16 protein-coding genes and 1 riboswitch are annotated in these 16897 nt (G+C 61.7%); of the genes, 9 read left to right on the top strand and 7 right to left on the bottom strand.

The window, feature by feature from the left end; all coding sequences use genetic code 11:
* Positions 1–105 precede the first annotated feature (105 nt).
* Both ligB and IHQ43_RS27160 read left to right on the top strand, forming a co-directional pair.
* A complete protein-coding gene (gene ligB, locus IHQ43_RS27155; protein WP_192562693.1) occupies positions 106–1782 on the top strand; it encodes an NAD-dependent DNA ligase LigB in 1677 nt (558 codons plus the stop codon).
* Positions 1783–1880: 98 nt separating this feature from the next.
* A complete protein-coding gene (locus IHQ43_RS27160) occupies positions 1881–2276 on the top strand; it encodes a DUF1090 domain-containing protein (protein ID WP_007959697.1) in 396 nt (131 codons plus the stop codon).
* A 42-nt stretch (positions 2277–2318) separates the two neighbouring features.
* Here IHQ43_RS27160 and IHQ43_RS27165 read toward each other — a convergent pair whose 3' ends face one another.
* Positions 2319–2768, bottom strand: coding sequence for a c-type cytochrome (locus IHQ43_RS27165; protein WP_192562694.1), 450 nt, complete (start codon positions 2766–2768; stop codon positions 2319–2321).
* A 128-nt stretch (positions 2769–2896) separates the two neighbouring features.
* On the opposite strand from IHQ43_RS27165, the gene mltA reads away from it, so the two are divergent.
* Entirely contained in the window at positions 2897–4069 is a 1173-nt protein-coding gene (gene mltA, locus IHQ43_RS27170; protein ID WP_192562695.1) for a murein transglycosylase A, read from the top strand.
* A gap of 49 nt (positions 4070–4118) precedes the next feature.
* Here mltA and IHQ43_RS27175 read toward each other — a convergent pair whose 3' ends face one another.
* Both IHQ43_RS27175 and IHQ43_RS27180 read right to left on the bottom strand, forming a co-directional pair.
* Positions 4119–4502, bottom strand: coding sequence for an MAPEG family protein (locus IHQ43_RS27175; RefSeq protein WP_007959694.1), 384 nt, complete (start codon positions 4500–4502; stop codon positions 4119–4121).
* Between the two features lie 39 nt (positions 4503–4541).
* The gene (locus IHQ43_RS27180; protein ID WP_192562696.1) at positions 4542–5375 is read right to left on the bottom strand and encodes an EamA family transporter; all 834 of its coding nucleotides are present in this window, start codon (positions 5373–5375) and stop codon (positions 4542–4544) included.
* 219 nt (positions 5376–5594) lie between these two features.
* Here IHQ43_RS27180 and IHQ43_RS27185 point away from each other — a divergent pair, with 219 nt between their 5' ends.
* Together IHQ43_RS27185 and IHQ43_RS27190 are read left to right on the top strand one after the other, a co-directional pair.
* A complete protein-coding gene (locus IHQ43_RS27185; RefSeq protein WP_007959692.1) occupies positions 5595–6764 on the top strand; it encodes an MFS transporter in 1170 nt (389 codons plus the stop codon).
* A 104-nt stretch (positions 6765–6868) separates the two neighbouring features.
* Complete coding sequence (locus IHQ43_RS27190) at positions 6869–8134, top strand: cation:proton antiporter (RefSeq protein WP_192562697.1); 1266 nt, start codon at positions 6869–6871, stop codon at positions 8132–8134.
* Here IHQ43_RS27190 and IHQ43_RS27195 read toward each other — a convergent pair whose 3' ends face one another.
* Complete coding sequence (locus IHQ43_RS27195; RefSeq protein WP_192562698.1) at positions 8135–9040, bottom strand: formate/nitrite transporter family protein; 906 nt, start codon at positions 9038–9040, stop codon at positions 8135–8137. It lies immediately after the preceding gene.
* Between the two features lie 73 nt (positions 9041–9113).
* Positions 9114–9521 (bottom strand): acyl-CoA thioesterase, encoded by a 408-nt coding sequence (locus IHQ43_RS27200; protein ID WP_007959686.1) that lies wholly within the window; start codon positions 9519–9521, stop codon positions 9114–9116.
* A gap of 197 nt (positions 9522–9718) precedes the next feature.
* Positions 9719–9817, top strand: a riboswitch (S-adenosyl-L-homocysteine riboswitch).
* A 23-nt stretch (positions 9818–9840) separates the two neighbouring features.
* On the opposite strand from IHQ43_RS27200, the gene ahcY reads away from it, so the two are divergent.
* The 4 genes from ahcY to rhlE2 all read left to right on the top strand — a co-directional run bounded on the left by ahcY (position 9841) and on the right by rhlE2 (position 15315).
* The gene (gene ahcY / locus IHQ43_RS27205) at positions 9841–11250 is read left to right on the top strand and encodes an adenosylhomocysteinase (protein WP_007959684.1); all 1410 of its coding nucleotides are present in this window, start codon (positions 9841–9843) and stop codon (positions 11248–11250) included.
* A gap of 159 nt (positions 11251–11409) precedes the next feature.
* Positions 11410–12255, top strand: a complete 846-nt coding sequence (gene metF, locus IHQ43_RS27210; RefSeq protein ID WP_007959683.1) for a methylenetetrahydrofolate reductase [NAD(P)H] — start codon at positions 11410–11412, stop codon at positions 12253–12255.
* A 147-nt stretch (positions 12256–12402) separates the two neighbouring features.
* Positions 12403–13215, top strand: a complete 813-nt coding sequence (locus IHQ43_RS27215; RefSeq protein ID WP_192562699.1) for a substrate-binding periplasmic protein — start codon at positions 12403–12405, stop codon at positions 13213–13215.
* 222 nt (positions 13216–13437) lie between these two features.
* Complete coding sequence (gene rhlE2 / locus IHQ43_RS27220) at positions 13438–15315, top strand: RNA helicase RhlE2 (RefSeq protein ID WP_007959679.1); 1878 nt, start codon at positions 13438–13440, stop codon at positions 15313–15315.
* A gap of 233 nt (positions 15316–15548) precedes the next feature.
* Here the strand turns inward: rhlE2 and IHQ43_RS27225 are convergent, their stop codons facing one another.
* Both IHQ43_RS27225 and IHQ43_RS27230 read right to left on the bottom strand, forming a co-directional pair.
* Positions 15549–16142, bottom strand: a complete 594-nt coding sequence (locus IHQ43_RS27225) for a YceI family protein (RefSeq protein ID WP_085697911.1) — start codon at positions 16140–16142, stop codon at positions 15549–15551.
* Positions 16143–16174: 32 nt separating this feature from the next.
* Positions 16175–16726, bottom strand: a complete 552-nt coding sequence (locus tag IHQ43_RS27230; RefSeq protein ID WP_192562700.1) for a cytochrome b — start codon at positions 16724–16726, stop codon at positions 16175–16177.
* Positions 16727–16897: the final 171 nt, after the last annotated feature.

Genomic DNA, 16897 nt, shown 5'->3' on the forward strand with positions numbered 1-16897 from the left:
AGCGACATCAAATGGGGATTGGAAACAGCTCGCAAAACACCCACCTCTCTCAACAACAAATCCTCGCCTAGCCTTCAAGCATCTCCCTGAGCAAGGACGCTCACAATGCTTGCCACACTGCGCCTGTTTCTGTTTTTCCTGCCAGTTTTCCACCTCAACGCCTTTGCTGCCGACTGTCCCGACTGGGCCGCCACGCGGGCTTCGAGCGAAGTCGCCGCCCTGCAACAACAGATCGATCGCTGGGACGACGCCTACCATCGCGAAGGCCGTTCGGTGATCGCCGATGAGCTCTACGATCAGTCCCGCTTGCGCCTGAACGAATGGCGCCGATGCTTCAAACTTCCTTCACCGCCCGCGCCGTTGCGCACCGCATCAGGCCCGGTTGCGCACCCTGTCGCCCACACCGGCCTGGACAAACTCCACGACGCGGCAGACATCGCCACCTGGCTGCGCGACCGCCAAAACGTCTGGGTACAACCCAAGGTCGATGGCGTGGCGGTCACCCTGATCTATCGCGACGGCCGATTGCATCAGGCGATCAGTCGCGGGGATGGTGTTCACGGGCAGGACTGGACCGCGTCGGCAAAAAAGATCGGGGCCATCCCGCAACAGCTGACGCAACCGCAGGATCTGCTGGTGCAAGGCGAACTTTACTGGCGTTTGAACGGGCATACGCAGGCACGTGCCGGCAGCGCCAATGCCCGCGCCACCGTGGCCGGGCTGCTGGGGCGCAAGGATCTCGACGCGGAACACGCCGCCGGCATCGGGCTGTTTGTCTGGGACTGGCCGCAAGGGCCGAAGGACTTGCCGGAGCGAATCGCAGCCCTGGCGCAATTCGGCTTTCCCACCACGGAGCCCTACACCCATGCCGTCACCAGCCTGAACGAAGCGCAACACTGGCGCGATCACTGGTATCGCTCGCCACTGCCATTTGCCACGGACGGCGTGGTTCTGCGCCAGAGCCAGCGGCCGCCGGCCGAGCGCTGGCAGGCTCGTCCGCCCTACTGGGCTGTCGCCTGGAAATACCCTTTCGCACAGGCACTGGCCGATGTGCGCAAGGTGAACTTCAAGATCGGCCGCACCGGGCGCATCACGCCGGTGCTCGAACTGTCGCCAGTGATGCTCGATGACCGGCAGATCAAACGGGTCAGTGTCAGTTCGCTCAGGCGCTGGCAGGAGCTGGACATTCGCCCCGGCGATCAGGTGGCAATCAGCCTGGCCGGGCTGACGATTCCGCGTCTCGACAGCGTGGTGCTGCGCAGTACCGAACGCGCCGATCTGACTGTTCCGCTCGCCAGCGACTTTCACGCCCTGAGCTGCTGGCAACCGACGCCGGGCTGCGAAAGCCAGTTCCTCGCGCGCCTGACCTGGCTCAGCGGCAAGCAGGGACTGGCCCTGCCCCATGTCGGTCGCGGCACCTGGGAGAAACTTCTGGAAACAGGCCGCCTGAACAGCCTGCTGGATTGGTTGACCCTCGACGGGCCGGAGCTTGCTAACATTGCCGGTCTCGGCGAGCGCAGCAGTGCCCGCCTGCTGCACAGTTTTCACAGCGCCCGCCAACGGCCGTTCCTGCAGTGGCTCAAAGCCCTGGGATTGCCGCCGACCGGTCAGGCAACACTCGCCGATTCATGGCAGGCGCTGGCACAACGCAATACCGAACAATGGCAGGCAGAAGCCGGAATCGGCCCGGGCCGCGCGGCGCAATTGAGTGCCTTTTTTCGCGACCCGCAGGTACTGGCCCTGAGTGAAACCCTGCAAGCCGCCGGAGTCGACGGCTTCTGAACACGCAATCCCCGGCCCGCCGGGAACCCAATGTCCGCCGGAGCGCTCCAACAGCGCAGTGCTTCACCGACCCGATTGCCTTTGCACATGGAGCTTTTATGAAATTTCTCGCACCGCTCGCCCTGCTGTCTTTCTGCGCAGTCCTCGCCGCCCCCGTGATGGCCGACGAAGACGCGCCGGGCCTGACCGGTTGTGCCGCCAAGAAGCAGGGCATCATCAATCAGATCGAACAGGCCAAGTCCCGCGGCAACGCCGACCAGCAGGCCGGCCTCGAAACCGCCCTGCGTGAAGTCACTGAACACTGCACCGACGCGGGCCTGAAGAAAGAACGCGAAAACAAGGTGCTCGACGCCAAGCACGAAGTGAGCAAGCGTCAGGCCGATCTGGACAAGGCCATGAAGAAAGGCGATCCGGAGAAGATCGACAAGCGCAAGAACAAGCTCGCCGAATCACGCAAGGAATTGCAGGACGCGCTGGACGAACTCGACAAGTAAGAAAGCCGGGGATCACGGCCAAAGGCTGTGATCCCTTGAATATCAGTGGTCGCGAAACTCTTTATGGCAGGCACTGCAGGCATCTTCGACTTTCTGCACGGCCGGCCCCAGGTTGCTGGCCTTGTAGGGTTGAACCTTGCTGGCGATCACCAGTTCACCGGTGGCCGCTTCAAGGGTGCGGGCCATTTCCTGGAAGCGGGCCTGCTTCTGCCAGACATCGTCCTTGGCGCTGGTGTGATCTTCTTCGCGCACCTGCGGGAAATGTTTCCACGGTTCATGGGACAACGCATCGAGCTTGACCGCGCCTTCGGCGAATTTCGGTCCGTCGAACGGGATGCGCCCACGCAACATGCCACCCAGGTCTTCGCCGGTCTTGAGCATCTGCTTGAAGATCGCCTTGCGCTGGCCCAACGGGGAATTGGGGTCGACACCGCCACAGGCGGACACGGTCAGACAGGCCAGCAATACAACAGAAATTCTTTTAAGAGTCATGGTGGCTTCAGGTCACGGAAATCGGCGGCCAGTATCCCCGCGTCACCGCCAAACACCAATAGCCCTATTAACAATAAGGGTTGCTTGAGCGCATGGAGCACTTCTGCAACCGGCACAGGAAATTCTCCATGAACAGCCGTTTCAAGGCCTGGCGTCATCCGCTTATCGCTACCCTCCCGCTGCTGGCGATCCTCGCCGGCTGCACCGGTGGCGACAGCGCCAAGCCGAAAACCCACGCCCTGGCCACGTATTCCAGTGCCACCTGGGAAGCATTGCCGGCGGTGTCCGATAGCGACCTTGTGGCCGGCTTCGGTTCCTGGCGCAGCGCCTGCACCCGGCTCAAGGCTGATCCGGTCTGGGGCGCAACCTGTGCTGCAGCTGCCAACGTGCCGCAAAGCGCTGGCGACATTCGCACGTTCCTCAAGCAGAACCTCGACGTGTTCGGCCTGCGCGCCGAGAACGACAACCCCAACGGTCTGATCACCGGCTACTACGAACCGGTCTATCCCGGCAGCCTGACGCAAACCGCCACCGCCAACGTGCCGGTGTATGGCGTGCCCGAAGACATGATCATTGTTTCGCTGGACAGCATTTACCCGGAACTGAAGGGCAAGCGCCTGCGCGGACGCCTCGAAGGTCGCGTGCTCAAGCCTTACGACGACGCGGCGACCATCGAGAGCCAGGGCGTCAAGGCGCCGGTCGTGGCCTGGCTGACCGATCCGATGAACCTGCAATTCCTGCAGATTCAGGGCTCGGGGCGGATCCAGACCGATGACGGCCGGCAGCTGCGCATCGCCTACGCCGACCAGAACGGTCATCCGTACCGGCCGATTGGCCGCTGGCTGGTGGAACAGGGCGAGCTGAAAAAAGAAGAAGTGACCATGGGCGCGATCAGCAAGTGGGCCAAGGCCAACCCGTCGCGCATTCCGGAACTGCTGGCGAGCAACCCGAGCTACGTGTTCTTCACCCGCAACCCGGACAGCAACGAAGGTCCGCGCGGCTCGCTGAATGTACCGCTGACCGCCGGTTACAGCGCGGCAGTGGATCGCAAAGTGATTCCGTTGGGCAGCCTTTTGTGGCTGTCGACCACCCGCCCGGACGGCACGGCACTGGTACGCCCGGTGGCCGCGCAGGACACCGGCGGCGCGATTGCCGGCGAAGTTCGTGCGGATCTGTTCTGGGGCACCGGAGATGCCGCCGGGCAACTGGCTGGCGACATGAAGCAGCAAGGGCAGATCTGGATGCTTTGGCCGAAAGGGGCGGCGTTGCCGCAAGTGCCGCAGGTGGCCGACAAGCCATAAGCACAAAGCAAAAGATCGCAGGCCTCGTCAGCCTGCGATCTTTTCAGGTTCAGACCGAAACGAAGAAGAAACTGGCAATCAGCCCCATCCCGACAAACCACACCAGCGACCGCAGAATCGCCCAGTCCGCCAGATAGCAAATGATGTAGAGCAGGCGACTGGTGATGAACAGTACCGCCAGCACGTTGACCGTCACCAGCTCTGCCGTGCCGACCAGGTGCGCAACGATCACCGCTGCCGCAAACGCCGGCGTCACTTCAAAACTGTTCAGCTGTGCCGCATGGGCACGTCGCGCCACGCCGTTCAGGCTTTCGAGAAAATCCCGGGGATCGTGATTGTCGCTCAGCCGATACCCACCGACAGCCTTGGCCACGCCTGTGCACAGGTAGGGCAGAAAGATCGCAATCAAAACGCACCACAGAGCCACCGTCATAACGCCGTCCTTTTTTCGAGTCATAGAGTTGCCGGGCGGTCAGAACTTCATGACCAGCATGCCGACCAGCACCAGCCCACAGGCTAAGAGCCGTGGCCGGCCGAAAGGTTCTTTCAGGTAACGCATGCCGAACAACACCACCAGAATCACGCTGATTTCACGCAACGCCGCCGCTTCGGCAATCGAGCCCAATTGCATCGCCCACAGCACCAGAGCGTAGCTGAACAACACGCAGAACCCGACCGCCAGTCCCAGCTTCCATTGCTCGCGCCAGAACAGCATGAACGCCGGACGCTTGGCCACCCACGCCAGCAACGGAAACGGCCAGGCACTGAGCAGCGTGACCCAGACCAGGTAATCCAGCGGATGCGACCAGCGTCGCAACGCCTGGCCATCGATGTAGGTGTAGCAACCGATGCACAAGCCGATCAGCGCCACCACCGGCAGCATCGACCACGGCAAGTGCTTCCCGCCGCCGCCCTGCCAGAGCAGGCAAGCCATGCCCAGCGGGATCAACATGATCCCGAAGATCTGCTGAGTGGTCAGCGCTTCGCCGGCGAAGATCAGGGTCAGCGCCAGCACCACCAGCGGCGACAGTCCGCGCATCAACGGGTAGACCAGCCCCAGATCGCCGACCCGATAGGCCTGGATGAGCAGATAACGATAGAGCAGCTCGAACGCCGCCGACGCCAGAATCCAAGGCCAGATTTCCGCCGGCGGCAGGCTGATGAAAGGGAACGCCAGCGCGACGAACAAAAGCGCCACGGTGTCCATGCAAGCCACCACCAGCAGCCGCTCGGCGCTGAACTTGATCAACGTGTTCCACGCTGCATGCAACAGCGCCGCCACCAACACCAGAGCTGTTGCCAGCACGTGCCACTCCTTAGTGCTTGTTGTTGAGCCTGAGCCAATTAGTCAGATTATTGATTCGCGATGTGTCAGCAGCTGTTTATACTGCAAGCGACCACGCCGCACTCAGTTGCGCACAGATAAATTCCAATAATTCCTGCCTGTCCCGTTCTCGTCCGAGACCGGTCGCCGGCCTGCGTATGCCTGATCAAAGCGTCAAGACTACCGACAGAGACCTTGCGCATGCCACTCGCCTTGCTTGCACTCGCTGTTGCCGCTTTCGGCATCGGCACCACTGAATTCGTCATCATGGGCCTGCTGCCCGATGTCGCCCGCGACCTCGCGGTGAGCATTCCCCACGCCGGCCTGTTGATCACCGGCTACGCCCTGGGCGTGGTGTTCGGTGCGCCGATCCTGGCGATCGGCACCGCCAACATGCCGCGCAAGGCCACGCTGCTGGGCATGACGCTGATGTTCATCCTCGGCAACGTGCTGTGCGCACTGGCGCCGAACTACGCGACGCTGATGGCGGCGCGAGTGGTCACCGCACTCTGCCACGGCGCGTTCTTCGGCATCGGCTCGGTGGTGGCCGCCGGGCTGGTCGCGCCGAACAAACGGGCGCAGGCGATTGCCATGATGTTCACCGGTCTGACTCTGGCCAACGTCCTCGGCGTACCGCTGGGCACCGCGCTTGGCCAGTACGCGGGCTGGCGTTCGACCTTCTGGGCGGTCTCGGTGATCGGTGTGATCGCTGCCCTAGCCCAATGGCTGTGGTTGCCGAAACATATCCCGATGGACAAGGCCAACCTCGCCAGCGAATTCAAGGTGCTGGGCAAGGTCAACGTGTTGCTGGCGCTGGGCATGAGCGTGCTGGCCTCCACCAGCCTGTTCAGCGTGTTCACCTACATCGCGCCGATTCTGCAGGACATCACCGGCGTCAGCCCCCACGGCGTGACGGTGATGCTGCTGTTGTTCGGCGTCGGCCTCACCGGCGGCAGCATGCTCGGCGGGCGCCTGGCCGACAGCCGTCTGTTGCCGTCGCTGGTGGGTGTGGCGCTGGCAGTGGTGGTGATTCTGGCGGCGTTCAGCCAGACCAGTCGCTCAGTGGTTCCGGCGGCAATCACGCTGGTGCTGTGGGGGATTTTCGCCTTCGCCCTGTGCCCGATCCTGCAACTGCTGATCATCGATCAGGCGCACGAAGCACCGAACCTCGGCTCGACCCTGAACCAGAGCGCCTTCAACCTCGGCAATGCCGCCGGCGCTTGGATCGGCGGGCTGGTGGTAGCCAGCGGCGCAGACCTGGCGGACTTGCCGTGGACCGGCGCGCTGGTGGGCGTGCTGACCGTGCTGACGGCGCTGTTTTTCATCTACCTGCAACGTCGGGGTGTCGCTGCGGTCAATGTGTCCGGCTGATTGTCCCGGGGGACACAATTGTGTCCCCACCCGGCATCAGCCCATCCAACCCTTGCGTCCATGAATGGGCGCGCTGTCTTTCACCCCCATCCAAAGGACCCCGGATGCTTGAACTCGTCGCCGCTTTCATCTGCCTCACCACCCTCCTCACCTTTGTGAATTTCCGCTTCATCGGCCTGCCACCGACCATCGGCGTGATGGTTACCGCACTGATGTTTTCCCTGTTGCTGCAAGGCCTGAGCCTGCTCGGTTATCCCGGTCTCGAAGAACGCGTACAGCAACTGATCGGCCAGATCGACTTCGGCGATCTGCTGATGAACTGGATGCTCTCGTTCCTGCTGTTCGCCGGCGCCTTGCACGTGAACCTGAACGACCTGCGCAGCTACCGCTGGCCCATCGGCCTGCTGGCGACCTTCGGCGTACTGATCGCCACCGCCGTGATCGGCAGCCTCGCCTACTACATTTTTGCCCTGTTCCGCTGGCACGTGAGCTTTCTCTACTGCCTGTTGTTCGGCGCGCTGATTTCCCCGACCGACCCGATTGCGGTACTCGGCGTGCTGCGTACGGCCAATGCCTCGAAGCCGCTGAAAACCACCATCGTCGGCGAATCGCTGTTCAACGACGGCACCGCCGTGGTGGTGTTCACCGTGCTGCTGGGTATCGCGCAACTGGGCGAAACCCCGACCGTCGGCGCAACGGCCATGCTGTTCGTTCACGAAGCGGTGGGTGGTGTGCTGTTCGGCGGACTGATCGGTTATCTGGTGTACCTGATGATCAAGAGCATCGAGCAGCACCAGATCGAAGTCATGCTGACCCTGGCGCTGGTGATCGGCGGTTCGGCGATGGCCACCGAGCTGCACGTCTCGGCGCCGATTGCGATGGTGGTCGCCGGTCTGATCATCGGTAACCTCGGCCGCAACCTGGCGATGAACGACATGACCCGCAAATACCTCGACGGTTTCTGGGAATTGCTCGACGACATGCTCAACGCGCTGCTGTTCGCGTTGATCGGCATGGAGCTGTTGCTGCTGCCGTTCAACTGGCTCCACGTGGCGGCGGCGAGTCTGCTGGCGCTGGCGATTCTGCTGTCGCGCCTGCTCACCGTGGCCCCGGCCATCGTCCTGCTGCGCCGCTGGCGAACGGTGCCGCGCGGCACCATCCGGATCCTGACCTGGGGCGGTTTGCGCGGCGGTGTTTCGGTGGCCCTGGCCCTGGCCCTGCCGCTGGGCCCGGAACGCGACCTGCTGCTGAGCATCACCTACATCGTGGTGCTGTCGTCGATCCTGTTGCAGGGTCTGACGATTGGCAAACTGGTCAAGCACGCAACGCGCGACGAGCCGGCGACCGCTGCCGAGCCCGCGCACCATTGATCATTTCTTGATCTGCTGCGGATCAGGCTTTTCGGCCTGGTCCGCAGACTCTTTCGGCCCGTCCGTTTCTTTTGGCGCGCCGCTTTCGCTGCGGATCTGCGCATGACTGATCAGTGCGAAGATGAAACTGCCGCCTATGATGTTCCCCGCCAGGGTCGGCCCGGCAAACACCGCCCAGAAATCACTCCACGGCAACTCGCCGGCAAACACCAGATACGACACTTCCGCCGACCCCACCACGATGTGCGTGAAATCGCCCAGCGCCATCAAATAAGTGATGAGGATGATGATCCACATCTTCGCGCTCTCCATGGACGGGATCATCCAGACCATGGTGGCGATCATCCACCCGGAAACGATGCCCTTGGCGAACATCTGACTCGCGTGGTTCTCCATGACCTTGCGGCCGATTTCGAGGAAGGCCTCGTCGGTCTTGCTGTCGAAGATCGGCAGTTCGAGCATCACGTACGCCACCAGAATCGTGCCGCACAGGTTGCCGAACAGCACCACCGTCCAGAGCCGGATCAGTCGGCCGAAGTTGGCCAGGGTCGGCTTGGTCATCACCGGCAGCACGGCGGTCAGGGTGTTTTCGGTGAACAGTTGCTGGCGGGCGAGGATCACCGCGAGAAAGCCTGCGCAGTAGCCGAAGCTGGCGATCACCTTGAATTCGTCGCCCTCGGGCAGGCGGGAGTTGAGCAGGCCCATGCCCATCAGCGACAGGCCCATGGTCAGCCCGGCCGCCAGCGCCGACCACCACAGCGCGGCGATGCTGCGCTCCAGTTCCTGGTCGCCCTGTTTGCGGATGATTTCATGCAGGACCGCCGCCCGGGGCGGCTGGCTTTTCTCGACTTCGTGTTGTTCCTTGGCCGAGAGGTCGGGGGTCTTGCCGTCTGTTGGCGTGGTCATGGCGGGAAACCGGTGGCGGGGTCATAAGGCTACGACACGCGCCGCTCGGCTTCCGTTCGCCAGGGTGGTGCGATTACTCGGTAACGGGTGTTTCATCCTTGAACTGGTCTTTGACGTACTTGATCTCGGTCCGCCCGTGCGGCGCCGGCAAGCCGTCTTCGCCGAGGTTGACGAAGACCATCTTCTCGACGGTCAGGATGCTTTTGCGGGTGATCTTGTTGCGCACTTCGCAGGTCAGGGTGATCGAGGTGCGGCCGAACTCGGTGGCGGTGATGCCCAGTTCGATGATGTCGCCCTGGCGCGAGGCGCTGACGAAGTTGATCTCGGAAATGTACTTGGTCACCACGCGCTGGTTGCCCAGTTGAACGATGGCGTAGATCGCCGCTTCTTCGTCGATCCAGCGCAGCAGGCTGCCGCCGAACAGGGTGCCGTTGGGGTTGAGGTCTTCGGGTTTTACCCACTTGCGGGTGTGGAAATTCATCTTCACTCCTGAGCGTCTTGCCGAATGATGGCGCCATCTTGGCAGACTGAGCGGTCATGCTCCATGAGGCTTCTACTATGGTCGCGATTGGCGATCTTCATCTGGCCGACAGAAACCCTTTGGAAGATCAGTCTAGACGGCTATAATCGCCCCCGTTTCAAAACGGTAACCTTCACTTGCTACCGTTTTCCCGCCACCTGTCCGAGGGGCGCTGCAGCAGGTTCAACCTGTCAGGCTCGGATGGGGCGTTGACCGGCTCAGGCCGGACACTAAACGCACAACGGCGCCCATTCGCATACATTACGAATGGAGGCTCTTCATGAGCGCTGTTATCACGCCTGCAGATTTTAACGATTACAAAGTTGCCGACATGTCCCTGGCTGCCTGGGGCCGTCGCGAAACCATCATCGCCGAGTCGGAAATGCCGGCCCTGATGGGTCTGCGTCGCAAGTACGCTTCCGAGCAGCCGCTGAAAGGCGCAAAAATCCTCGGCTGCATCCACATGACCATTCAGACCGCCGTGCTGATCGAAACCCTGGTTGCCCTGGGTGCCGAAGTACGCTGGTCGTCGTGCAACATCTTCTCGACTCAGGATCAGGCTGCTGCTTCCATCGCCGCTGCCGGCATTCCGGTTTTCGCCTGGAAAGGCGAGACTGAAGAAGAGTACGAGTGGTGCCTGGAGCAGACCATCCTGAAGGATGGCCAGCCATGGGACGCCAACATGATCCTCGACGACGGCGGCGACCTGACCCAGCTGCTGCACGACAAGTACCCACAGGTTCTGGACCGCGTTCACGGCGTGACCGAAGAAACCACCACCGGCGTACACCGTCTGCTGGACATGCTGGCCAAGGGCGAGCTGAAAATCCCGGCCATCAACGTCAACGACTCGGTGACCAAGTCCAAGAACGACAACAAGTACGGCTGCCGTCACAGCCTGAACGATGCCATCAAGCGTGGTACTGACCACCTGCTGTCCGGCAAGCAAGCGCTGGTCATCGGTTACGGTGACGTGGGCAAAGGTTCGGCCCAGTCCCTGCGTCAGGAAGGCATGATCGTCAAGGTTTCCGAAGTCGACCCGATCTGCGCCATGCAAGCCTGCATGGACGGTTTCGAACTGGTTTCGCCGTTCATCGACGGTATCAACGACGGCACCGAAGCCAGCATCGACAAAGCGCTGCTGGGCAAGATCGACCTGATCGTGACCACCACCGGTAACGTCAACGTTTGCGACGCAAACATGCTCAAAGCCCTGAAGAAGCGTGCCGTTGTCTGCAACATCGGTCACTTCGACAACGAAATCGACACCGCTTTCATGCGCAAGAACTGGGCATGGGAAGAAGTGAAGCCACAGGTGCACAAGATCCACCGTACCGGCCCGGGCGCTTTCGACGCTCAGAACGACGACTACCTGATCCTGCTGGCCGAAGGCCGTCTGGTGAACCTGGGCAACGCCACCGGTCACCCGAGCCGCATCATGGACGGTTCGTTCGCCAACCAGGTTCTGGCGCAGATCTTCCTGTTCGGCCAGAAGTACGCCGACCTGTCGCCAGCCCAGAAAGCCGAGCGCCTGACCGTTGAAGTATTGCCGAAGAAACTCGACGAAGAAGTGGCCCTGGAAATGGTTCGCGGCTTCGGCGGCGTGGTCACTCAACTGACCAAGCAACAGGCTGACTACATCGGCGTGACCGTCGAAGGCCCGTTCAAGCCGCACGCTTACCGCTACTAACAGGCGCTGACTGCTCGCTCTTCCTGTGGGAGCGAGCTTGCTCGCGAAGGCGGTTTATCATTCAACACCATAGTTGTCTGACCCACCGTTTTCGCGAGCAAGCTCGCTCCCACATGGAATTGCAGCGCCTCGAAGGTTCTTGTTTCCAAGGGTATGACCATGTCCCAAGACCGTCGCTACAGCTTCGAGTTCTTCCCGACCAAGACCGATGCTGGGCATGAAAAACTGCTCGCCACTGCCCGTCAGCTGGCCACCTACAACCCTGATTTCTTTTCCTGCACCTACGGCGCTGGCGGCTCGACCCGTGACCGCACGCTGAACACCGTGTTGCAGCTGGAAAGTGAAGTCAAAATCCCCGCCGCCCCGCACCTGTCGTGCGTCGGCGACAGCAAGGACGACCTGCGCGGCCTGCTGAACGAGTACAAGGCTGCCGGTATCAAGCGCATCGTCGCCCTGCGCGGTGACCTGCCGTCCGGCATGGGCATGACCAGCGGCGAGCTGCGTCACGCCAATGAGCTGGTTGAATTCATTCGTGAAGAAACCGGCAATCATTTCCACATCGAAGTCGCCGCCTACCCGGAGATGCATCCGCAAGCGCGCAACTACGAAGACGATCTCGCCAACTTCGTGCGCAAGGCCCGTGCCGGCGCCGACAGCGCGATCACCCAGTACTTCTTCAACGCCGACAGCTACTTCTACTTTGTCGACCGTTTGCAGGCGCTGGGCGTGGACATCCCGGTCGTGCCGGGAATCATGCCGATCACCAACTACAGCAAACTCGCGCGCTTCTCCGATGCCTGCGGTGCGGAAATCCCGCGCTGGATCCGCAAGCAGTTGGAAGCCTACGGCGATGACAGCCAAAGCATTCAGCGCTTTGGCGAACAGGTCGTCACCGAGATGTGCGAACGCCTGCTGCAGGGTGGCGCACCTGGCCTGCACTTCTATTCCATGAACCAGGCCGAACCGAGCCTGGCGATCTGGAACAACCTGAAGCTGCCGCGCTAAAAAGACGTCACCGCAAGACCAGAAGATCGCAGCCGCGACAGTGCCTACAGCGCTTTCGCCGCTGCGATCTTTTGCTTTTAACGCCCGAAACAGAGCTTCTGCGGCCAGTTTCTGGCTCTTTGCCGTTTCTCGTCGTAATCTCAAGCCATGCCTTTGATCGCGCAGTTATTCGCCGTGCTGGTTTTTGCTTGCCTGAGCTTTGCGGCTCGGGGCGAGAAGCTGCGTATTGTCACCGAACCGTGGGCGCCGTACGTCTATGAACAGGGCGGCAAGAACCTCGGGCTGGACTACGAAACCACCGCCATCGTGTTCAAGCGCCTGGGCATCGAAGTCGAATGGCAGTTCCTGCCGTGGAAACGCTGCCTGTCGATGCTCGAAACCGGCCAGGCCGACGGCGCGCTGGATATCTTCCACAGCGACGAACGCGACGCCACCCTGCTCTATCCGGGCGAACCGTTGTCGGACGTCGAATTCGTGATGTTCTACGCCAACGAGCGACCGCACCCCTTTGGCAGCCTGGAAGACCTCAAGGGCCTGACCATCGGCACCTCACCGGGCTATCTGTACAGTCCCGATTTTCGCGAATCGACCCTGTTTACCCGTGAGCCGGCCCCGACCCACGAAGCCAATTTCGGCAAACTGGTGCGCGGGCGCATCGACCTGCTGATCACCGACCGCCGCGTGGGTCAGCATTTGCTCGATGAACTGGGCATTCGCGACAAGATCACGGAAAACCCCACGGTCATCAGCCGTCAGAGCCAGTTTCTGGCCGTGCGGCGCAACGCCGGGATGGATTTGCTGGTGCAGCGCTTCGGCGCCGAGCTCAAGCGTTTCAAGCGCGAACCGGCCTATGCTGAGCTCAGCGCCCGCTACGGCGCAGCCCCCGCCCTGTCTGCGCCACTGGGCAACGCCACCGCCAGCGGTAAAACCGTTGAGCAGCAGGAAAGCGGCGCGCAGTGATTGCTCTGTTATACTCCGGCGTTCCCGCCAGGCTCACGCCCGGACGCCCGGAACCGTAACAGGCCTCCCGACCCGCTACAGCGCAGCTTTTCAGCCCGCGCGAGCGCTCCGGACGTGCCTTCGGAACCGCAGCAGGACCGGACGGGATTGCGTCCTCTTAAACGCCATTCGCGCCAGGCAAGACTCCCATTGGGCCAAGCCCTAACTGAAACAGGATTACTCATGTCCTTTGCTTCCCTCGGTCTCTCCGAGGCTTTGGTCCGCGCTATCGAAGATGCGGGCTATACCGAGCCTACTCCGGTGCAACAGCGGGCCATTCCCGCCGTGTTGCAAGGTCGCGACCTGATGGTTGCGGCACAGACAGGTACTGGTAAAACCGGCGGTTTCGCCCTTCCGATCCTGGAGCGGCTGTTCCCCAACGGCCACCCGGACAAATCCCAGCGTCACGGCCCGCGCCAGCCGCGCGTGCTGGTCCTGACACCGACCCGCGAACTGGCGGCCCAGGTTCACGACAGCTTCAAGATCTACGCCCGCGACCTGAAATTCGTCAGCGCCTGCATCTTCGGCGGCGTCGGCATGAACCCACAGGTTCAGGCCATGTCCCGTGGCGTTGACGTGCTGGTCGCCTGCCCGGGTCGTCTGCTCGACCTGTGCGGCCAGGGCAGCGTCGATCTGTCCCACGTTGAAATCCTCGTGCTCGACGAAGCCGACCGCATGCTCGACATGGGCTTCGTCCACGACGTGAAGAAAGTCCTCGCCCGTCTGCCGGCCAAGCGCCAGAACCTGCTGTTCTCGGCGACCTTCTCCAAAGACATCACCGATCTTGCCGGCAAGCTGCTGCACAACCCGGAACGCATCGAAGTGACGCCGCCGAACACCACGGTCGAGCGCATCGAGCAACGCGTGTTCCGTCTGCCGGCCAGCCACAAGCGTGCGCTGCTGGCCCACCTGATCACCGCCGGCGCGTGGGAACAGGTGCTGGTGTTCACCCGCACCAAGCACGGCGCCAACCGTCTGGCCGAGTACCTGGACAAGCACGGCCTGCCGGCTGTGGCGATCCACGGCAACAAAAGCCAGAACGCCCGCACCAAAGCCCTGGCCGACTTCAAGGCCAACCAGGTACGCATTCTGGTAGCAACCGACATCGCGGCGCGCGGCCTGGACATCGACCAGTTGCCACACGTGGTCAACTTCGAACTGCCGAACGTCGATGAAGACTACGTGCACCGTATCGGCCGTACCGGCCGGGCCGGTCGTTCGGGCGAGGCGATCTCGCTGGTCGCGCCGGACGAAGAAAAACTGCTGAAAAGCATCGAACGCATGACCAAGCAGAAAATCGCCGACGGCGACCTGATGGGCTTCGATGCCAGCACCATCGAGGCCGAGAAGCCGGAAGCCCGTGAACGTCCGGACATGCGCAACCCGCGCAACGCCCGTGGCCCACGTGGCGACGGTCCGAATGGCGGCGGCGGTGGCGGCGGTCGTAAAGACAAAGGCAAAGACAAGGGCAAGGAAAAACCAGCCGGCGAACGCGGTGAGCGTGGCGAGCGTCCAGCCCGTCAACAGAAACCGCGCGAAGGTACCCCGGCCCGCGAACAGCGCCAGCCAAGCCAGCCGCCACGCGCCGCTGCCGACCGTGCTCCGGACGAATTCCTCGACGACGATATCGATAACTTCGGTAACCGCGTTGATTACGTGCCGAAGCAGGCTCCGGCCGGTGGTCGCAACCGTCGTCCAGGCGCTCCGGCGCAAGGCGCAGGTTCGGGCGCACCACGCGGCGGTCAGCCGCAAGGTCGCCAGAACGGCCCACGCAACAGCAACGGTTCGAGCACCGGCACGCCACCAGGCAAACGCAGCGGCCCGCGCAACGGTGCCCCGCGTGATGGTCAGGGTCGTCGCGATGAAAACTCGCGCAACCGCCGCCCGGCCCGCGACGATCAGCAACGCGCTGAACCGGCCGTGCAGAACCCGCGCAGCAGCGGTCCGAAGATCATGCACAAGGAATCAAAAGCCGACCGCTTCCCGACGCCTGAGCAGCTGGATCAACTGCCAAGCCGCCCACGCGGTGAAAAACCGGCCTTGCTGACCCGCAATCGCTGAGTTAACGCTGTAACAAAAAATGCCCCGGCCTCAAACCGGGGCATTTTATTGACCAACACAGAACCCTGTGGGAGCGAGCTTGCTCGCGATGGCGTCGTGTCAGTTGACAATCTTTTGAATGTGCCGGCCTCATCGCGAGCAAACTCGCTCCCACAAGGGGCGTGTGTTATTGCAGGCAATAAAAAACGCCCCCGGTCGCAAGACCGGGGGCGTTTTTGTATGTCTGGCGAAAATTACTTCGCTTTGACACCTTCAAACGAGATGTACAGGTCGACGTTGTCGGACTGTGGACCCAGGTCCATCATCTTGCCGAAATCAGAGCGCTTGATGCTGGTGGTGCCTTCGAAGCCGGCACGGTAGCCGCCCCATGGATCCTTGCCTTCACCCAGGAAAGTGGCCTTGACCACGATCGGCTTGGTCACGCCGTGCAGCGTCAGGTCGCCGGTCACGTCAGCCGTGTCTTTGCCAGCGGCATTCTTGCCGGTGGATTTGACGCTGGTGGAAACGAACTTGGCGTCAGCGAATTTGCCCACGTCCAGGAAGTCTTTGCTGGCGATGTGCTTGTCACGCTCGGCGTGGTTGGTGAACACGCTGGCGGTCTTCACGTCGAACTCGATCTTGCTGTCTTCAGGCTTGGCAGCATCGAAGCTGAACTTGCCGCTGATGTCCTTGAAGGTACCGGTGATGTAGCTGTAGCCCAGGTGGCTGATCTTGAAGTCGACGAAGGCGTGCTGGCCTTCTTTGTCAACCACGTAGTCAGCGGCCATCACGTTGGCGGACAGGACGGCAGAGCCGATTGCCAGAGCGGCCAGAGTCTTTTTCAACATGCTTTGTTTTCCTTTGGAGTCGAGGTTGAACATCAGGCTTTGCGTCCCAGCATTCGTGTCAGGGTCGCATCACGATCGATAAAGTGGTGCTTCAATGCTGCCAACGCATGAAGGCCGGAAAAAATTACCAGCGCCCACGCCAGCCAGAGATGAATCACACCGGCGGTATCTGCCTGATCCGGTAGTCCGGAAACCAGTGCAGGAACTTCAAACAGGCCAAACACCGGGATCCCGACACCGTCTGCGGTGGAAATCAGGTAACCGGCAATCATCACGGCGAACAGCGCAAGGTACAGAAACCCATGGCCGAACCTGGCGCCGATGCGGGTCATGCGGCTGTAGCTTTGCAGCGTTGGCGGTGGCGGGCTGACAAAGCGCCACAACACCCGCAACACCATCACACCCAGCAGCACCAGACCGATGCTCTTGTGCAGATCCGGCGCGTCTTTGCGCCAGGTGCTGTAGTAATCCAGCCCCACCATCCACAGACCCAGCGCGAACAGCCCGAAGACCACCAGCGCCACGCCCCAGTGCATGAAGATGCTGACCCAACCGTAGCGCGAAGAAGAGTTACGTAGCTGCATTGCCCAAATCCTGTGAGAACTGCGAACCAAGACTAGCGAGTTATCTATCGAATTAAAGCGGAAAATTTCGCTTTGAAATATCGAGAAATACGATCAAGAGTCTTGAACGGGGGAGTTAAGGAAAGATTAAAGGGAAAAGTGTGACGGGAGATTAGCTGGCGACCGAATACT

The sequence above is a fragment of the Pseudomonas gozinkensis genome, from assembly GCF_014863585.1.
GTDB classification, from domain to species: Bacteria; Pseudomonadota; Gammaproteobacteria; order Pseudomonadales; family Pseudomonadaceae; genus Aquipseudomonas; species Aquipseudomonas gozinkensis.

What these genes read in the sequence shown, in the direction of transcription:
- ligB (WP_192562693.1), top strand. Translation starts at nt 106, where the DNA reads ATGCTTGCCACACTGCGCCTGTTTCTGTTTTTCCTGCCAGTTTTCCAC.
- IHQ43_RS27160 (WP_007959697.1), top strand. Translation starts at nt 1,881, where the DNA reads ATGAAATTTCTCGCACCGCTCGCCCTGCTGTCTTTCTGCGCAGTCCTC.
- IHQ43_RS27165 (WP_192562694.1), bottom strand. Translation starts at nt 2,768, where the DNA reads ATGACTCTTAAAAGAATTTCTGTTGTATTGCTGGCCTGTCTGACCGTG.
- mltA (WP_192562695.1), top strand. Translation starts at nt 2,897, where the DNA reads ATGAACAGCCGTTTCAAGGCCTGGCGTCATCCGCTTATCGCTACCCTC.
- IHQ43_RS27175 (WP_007959694.1), bottom strand. Translation starts at nt 4,502, where the DNA reads ATGACGGTGGCTCTGTGGTGCGTTTTGATTGCGATCTTTCTGCCCTAC.
- IHQ43_RS27185 (WP_007959692.1), top strand. Translation starts at nt 5,595, where the DNA reads ATGCCACTCGCCTTGCTTGCACTCGCTGTTGCCGCTTTCGGCATCGGC.
- IHQ43_RS27190 (WP_192562697.1), top strand. Translation starts at nt 6,869, where the DNA reads ATGCTTGAACTCGTCGCCGCTTTCATCTGCCTCACCACCCTCCTCACC.
- IHQ43_RS27195 (WP_192562698.1), bottom strand. Translation starts at nt 9,040, where the DNA reads ATGACCACGCCAACAGACGGCAAGACCCCCGACCTCTCGGCCAAGGAA.
- IHQ43_RS27200 (WP_007959686.1), bottom strand. Translation starts at nt 9,521, where the DNA reads ATGAATTTCCACACCCGCAAGTGGGTAAAACCCGAAGACCTCAACCCC.
- ahcY (WP_007959684.1), top strand. Translation starts at nt 9,841, where the DNA reads ATGAGCGCTGTTATCACGCCTGCAGATTTTAACGATTACAAAGTTGCC.
- metF (WP_007959683.1), top strand. Translation starts at nt 11,410, where the DNA reads ATGTCCCAAGACCGTCGCTACAGCTTCGAGTTCTTCCCGACCAAGACC.
- IHQ43_RS27215 (WP_192562699.1), top strand. Translation starts at nt 12,403, where the DNA reads ATGCCTTTGATCGCGCAGTTATTCGCCGTGCTGGTTTTTGCTTGCCTG.
- rhlE2 (WP_007959679.1), top strand. Translation starts at nt 13,438, where the DNA reads ATGTCCTTTGCTTCCCTCGGTCTCTCCGAGGCTTTGGTCCGCGCTATC.
- IHQ43_RS27225 (WP_085697911.1), bottom strand. Translation starts at nt 16,142, where the DNA reads ATGTTGAAAAAGACTCTGGCCGCTCTGGCAATCGGCTCTGCCGTCCTG.
- IHQ43_RS27230 (WP_192562700.1), bottom strand. Translation starts at nt 16,726, where the DNA reads ATGCAGCTACGTAACTCTTCTTCGCGCTACGGTTGGGTCAGCATCTTC.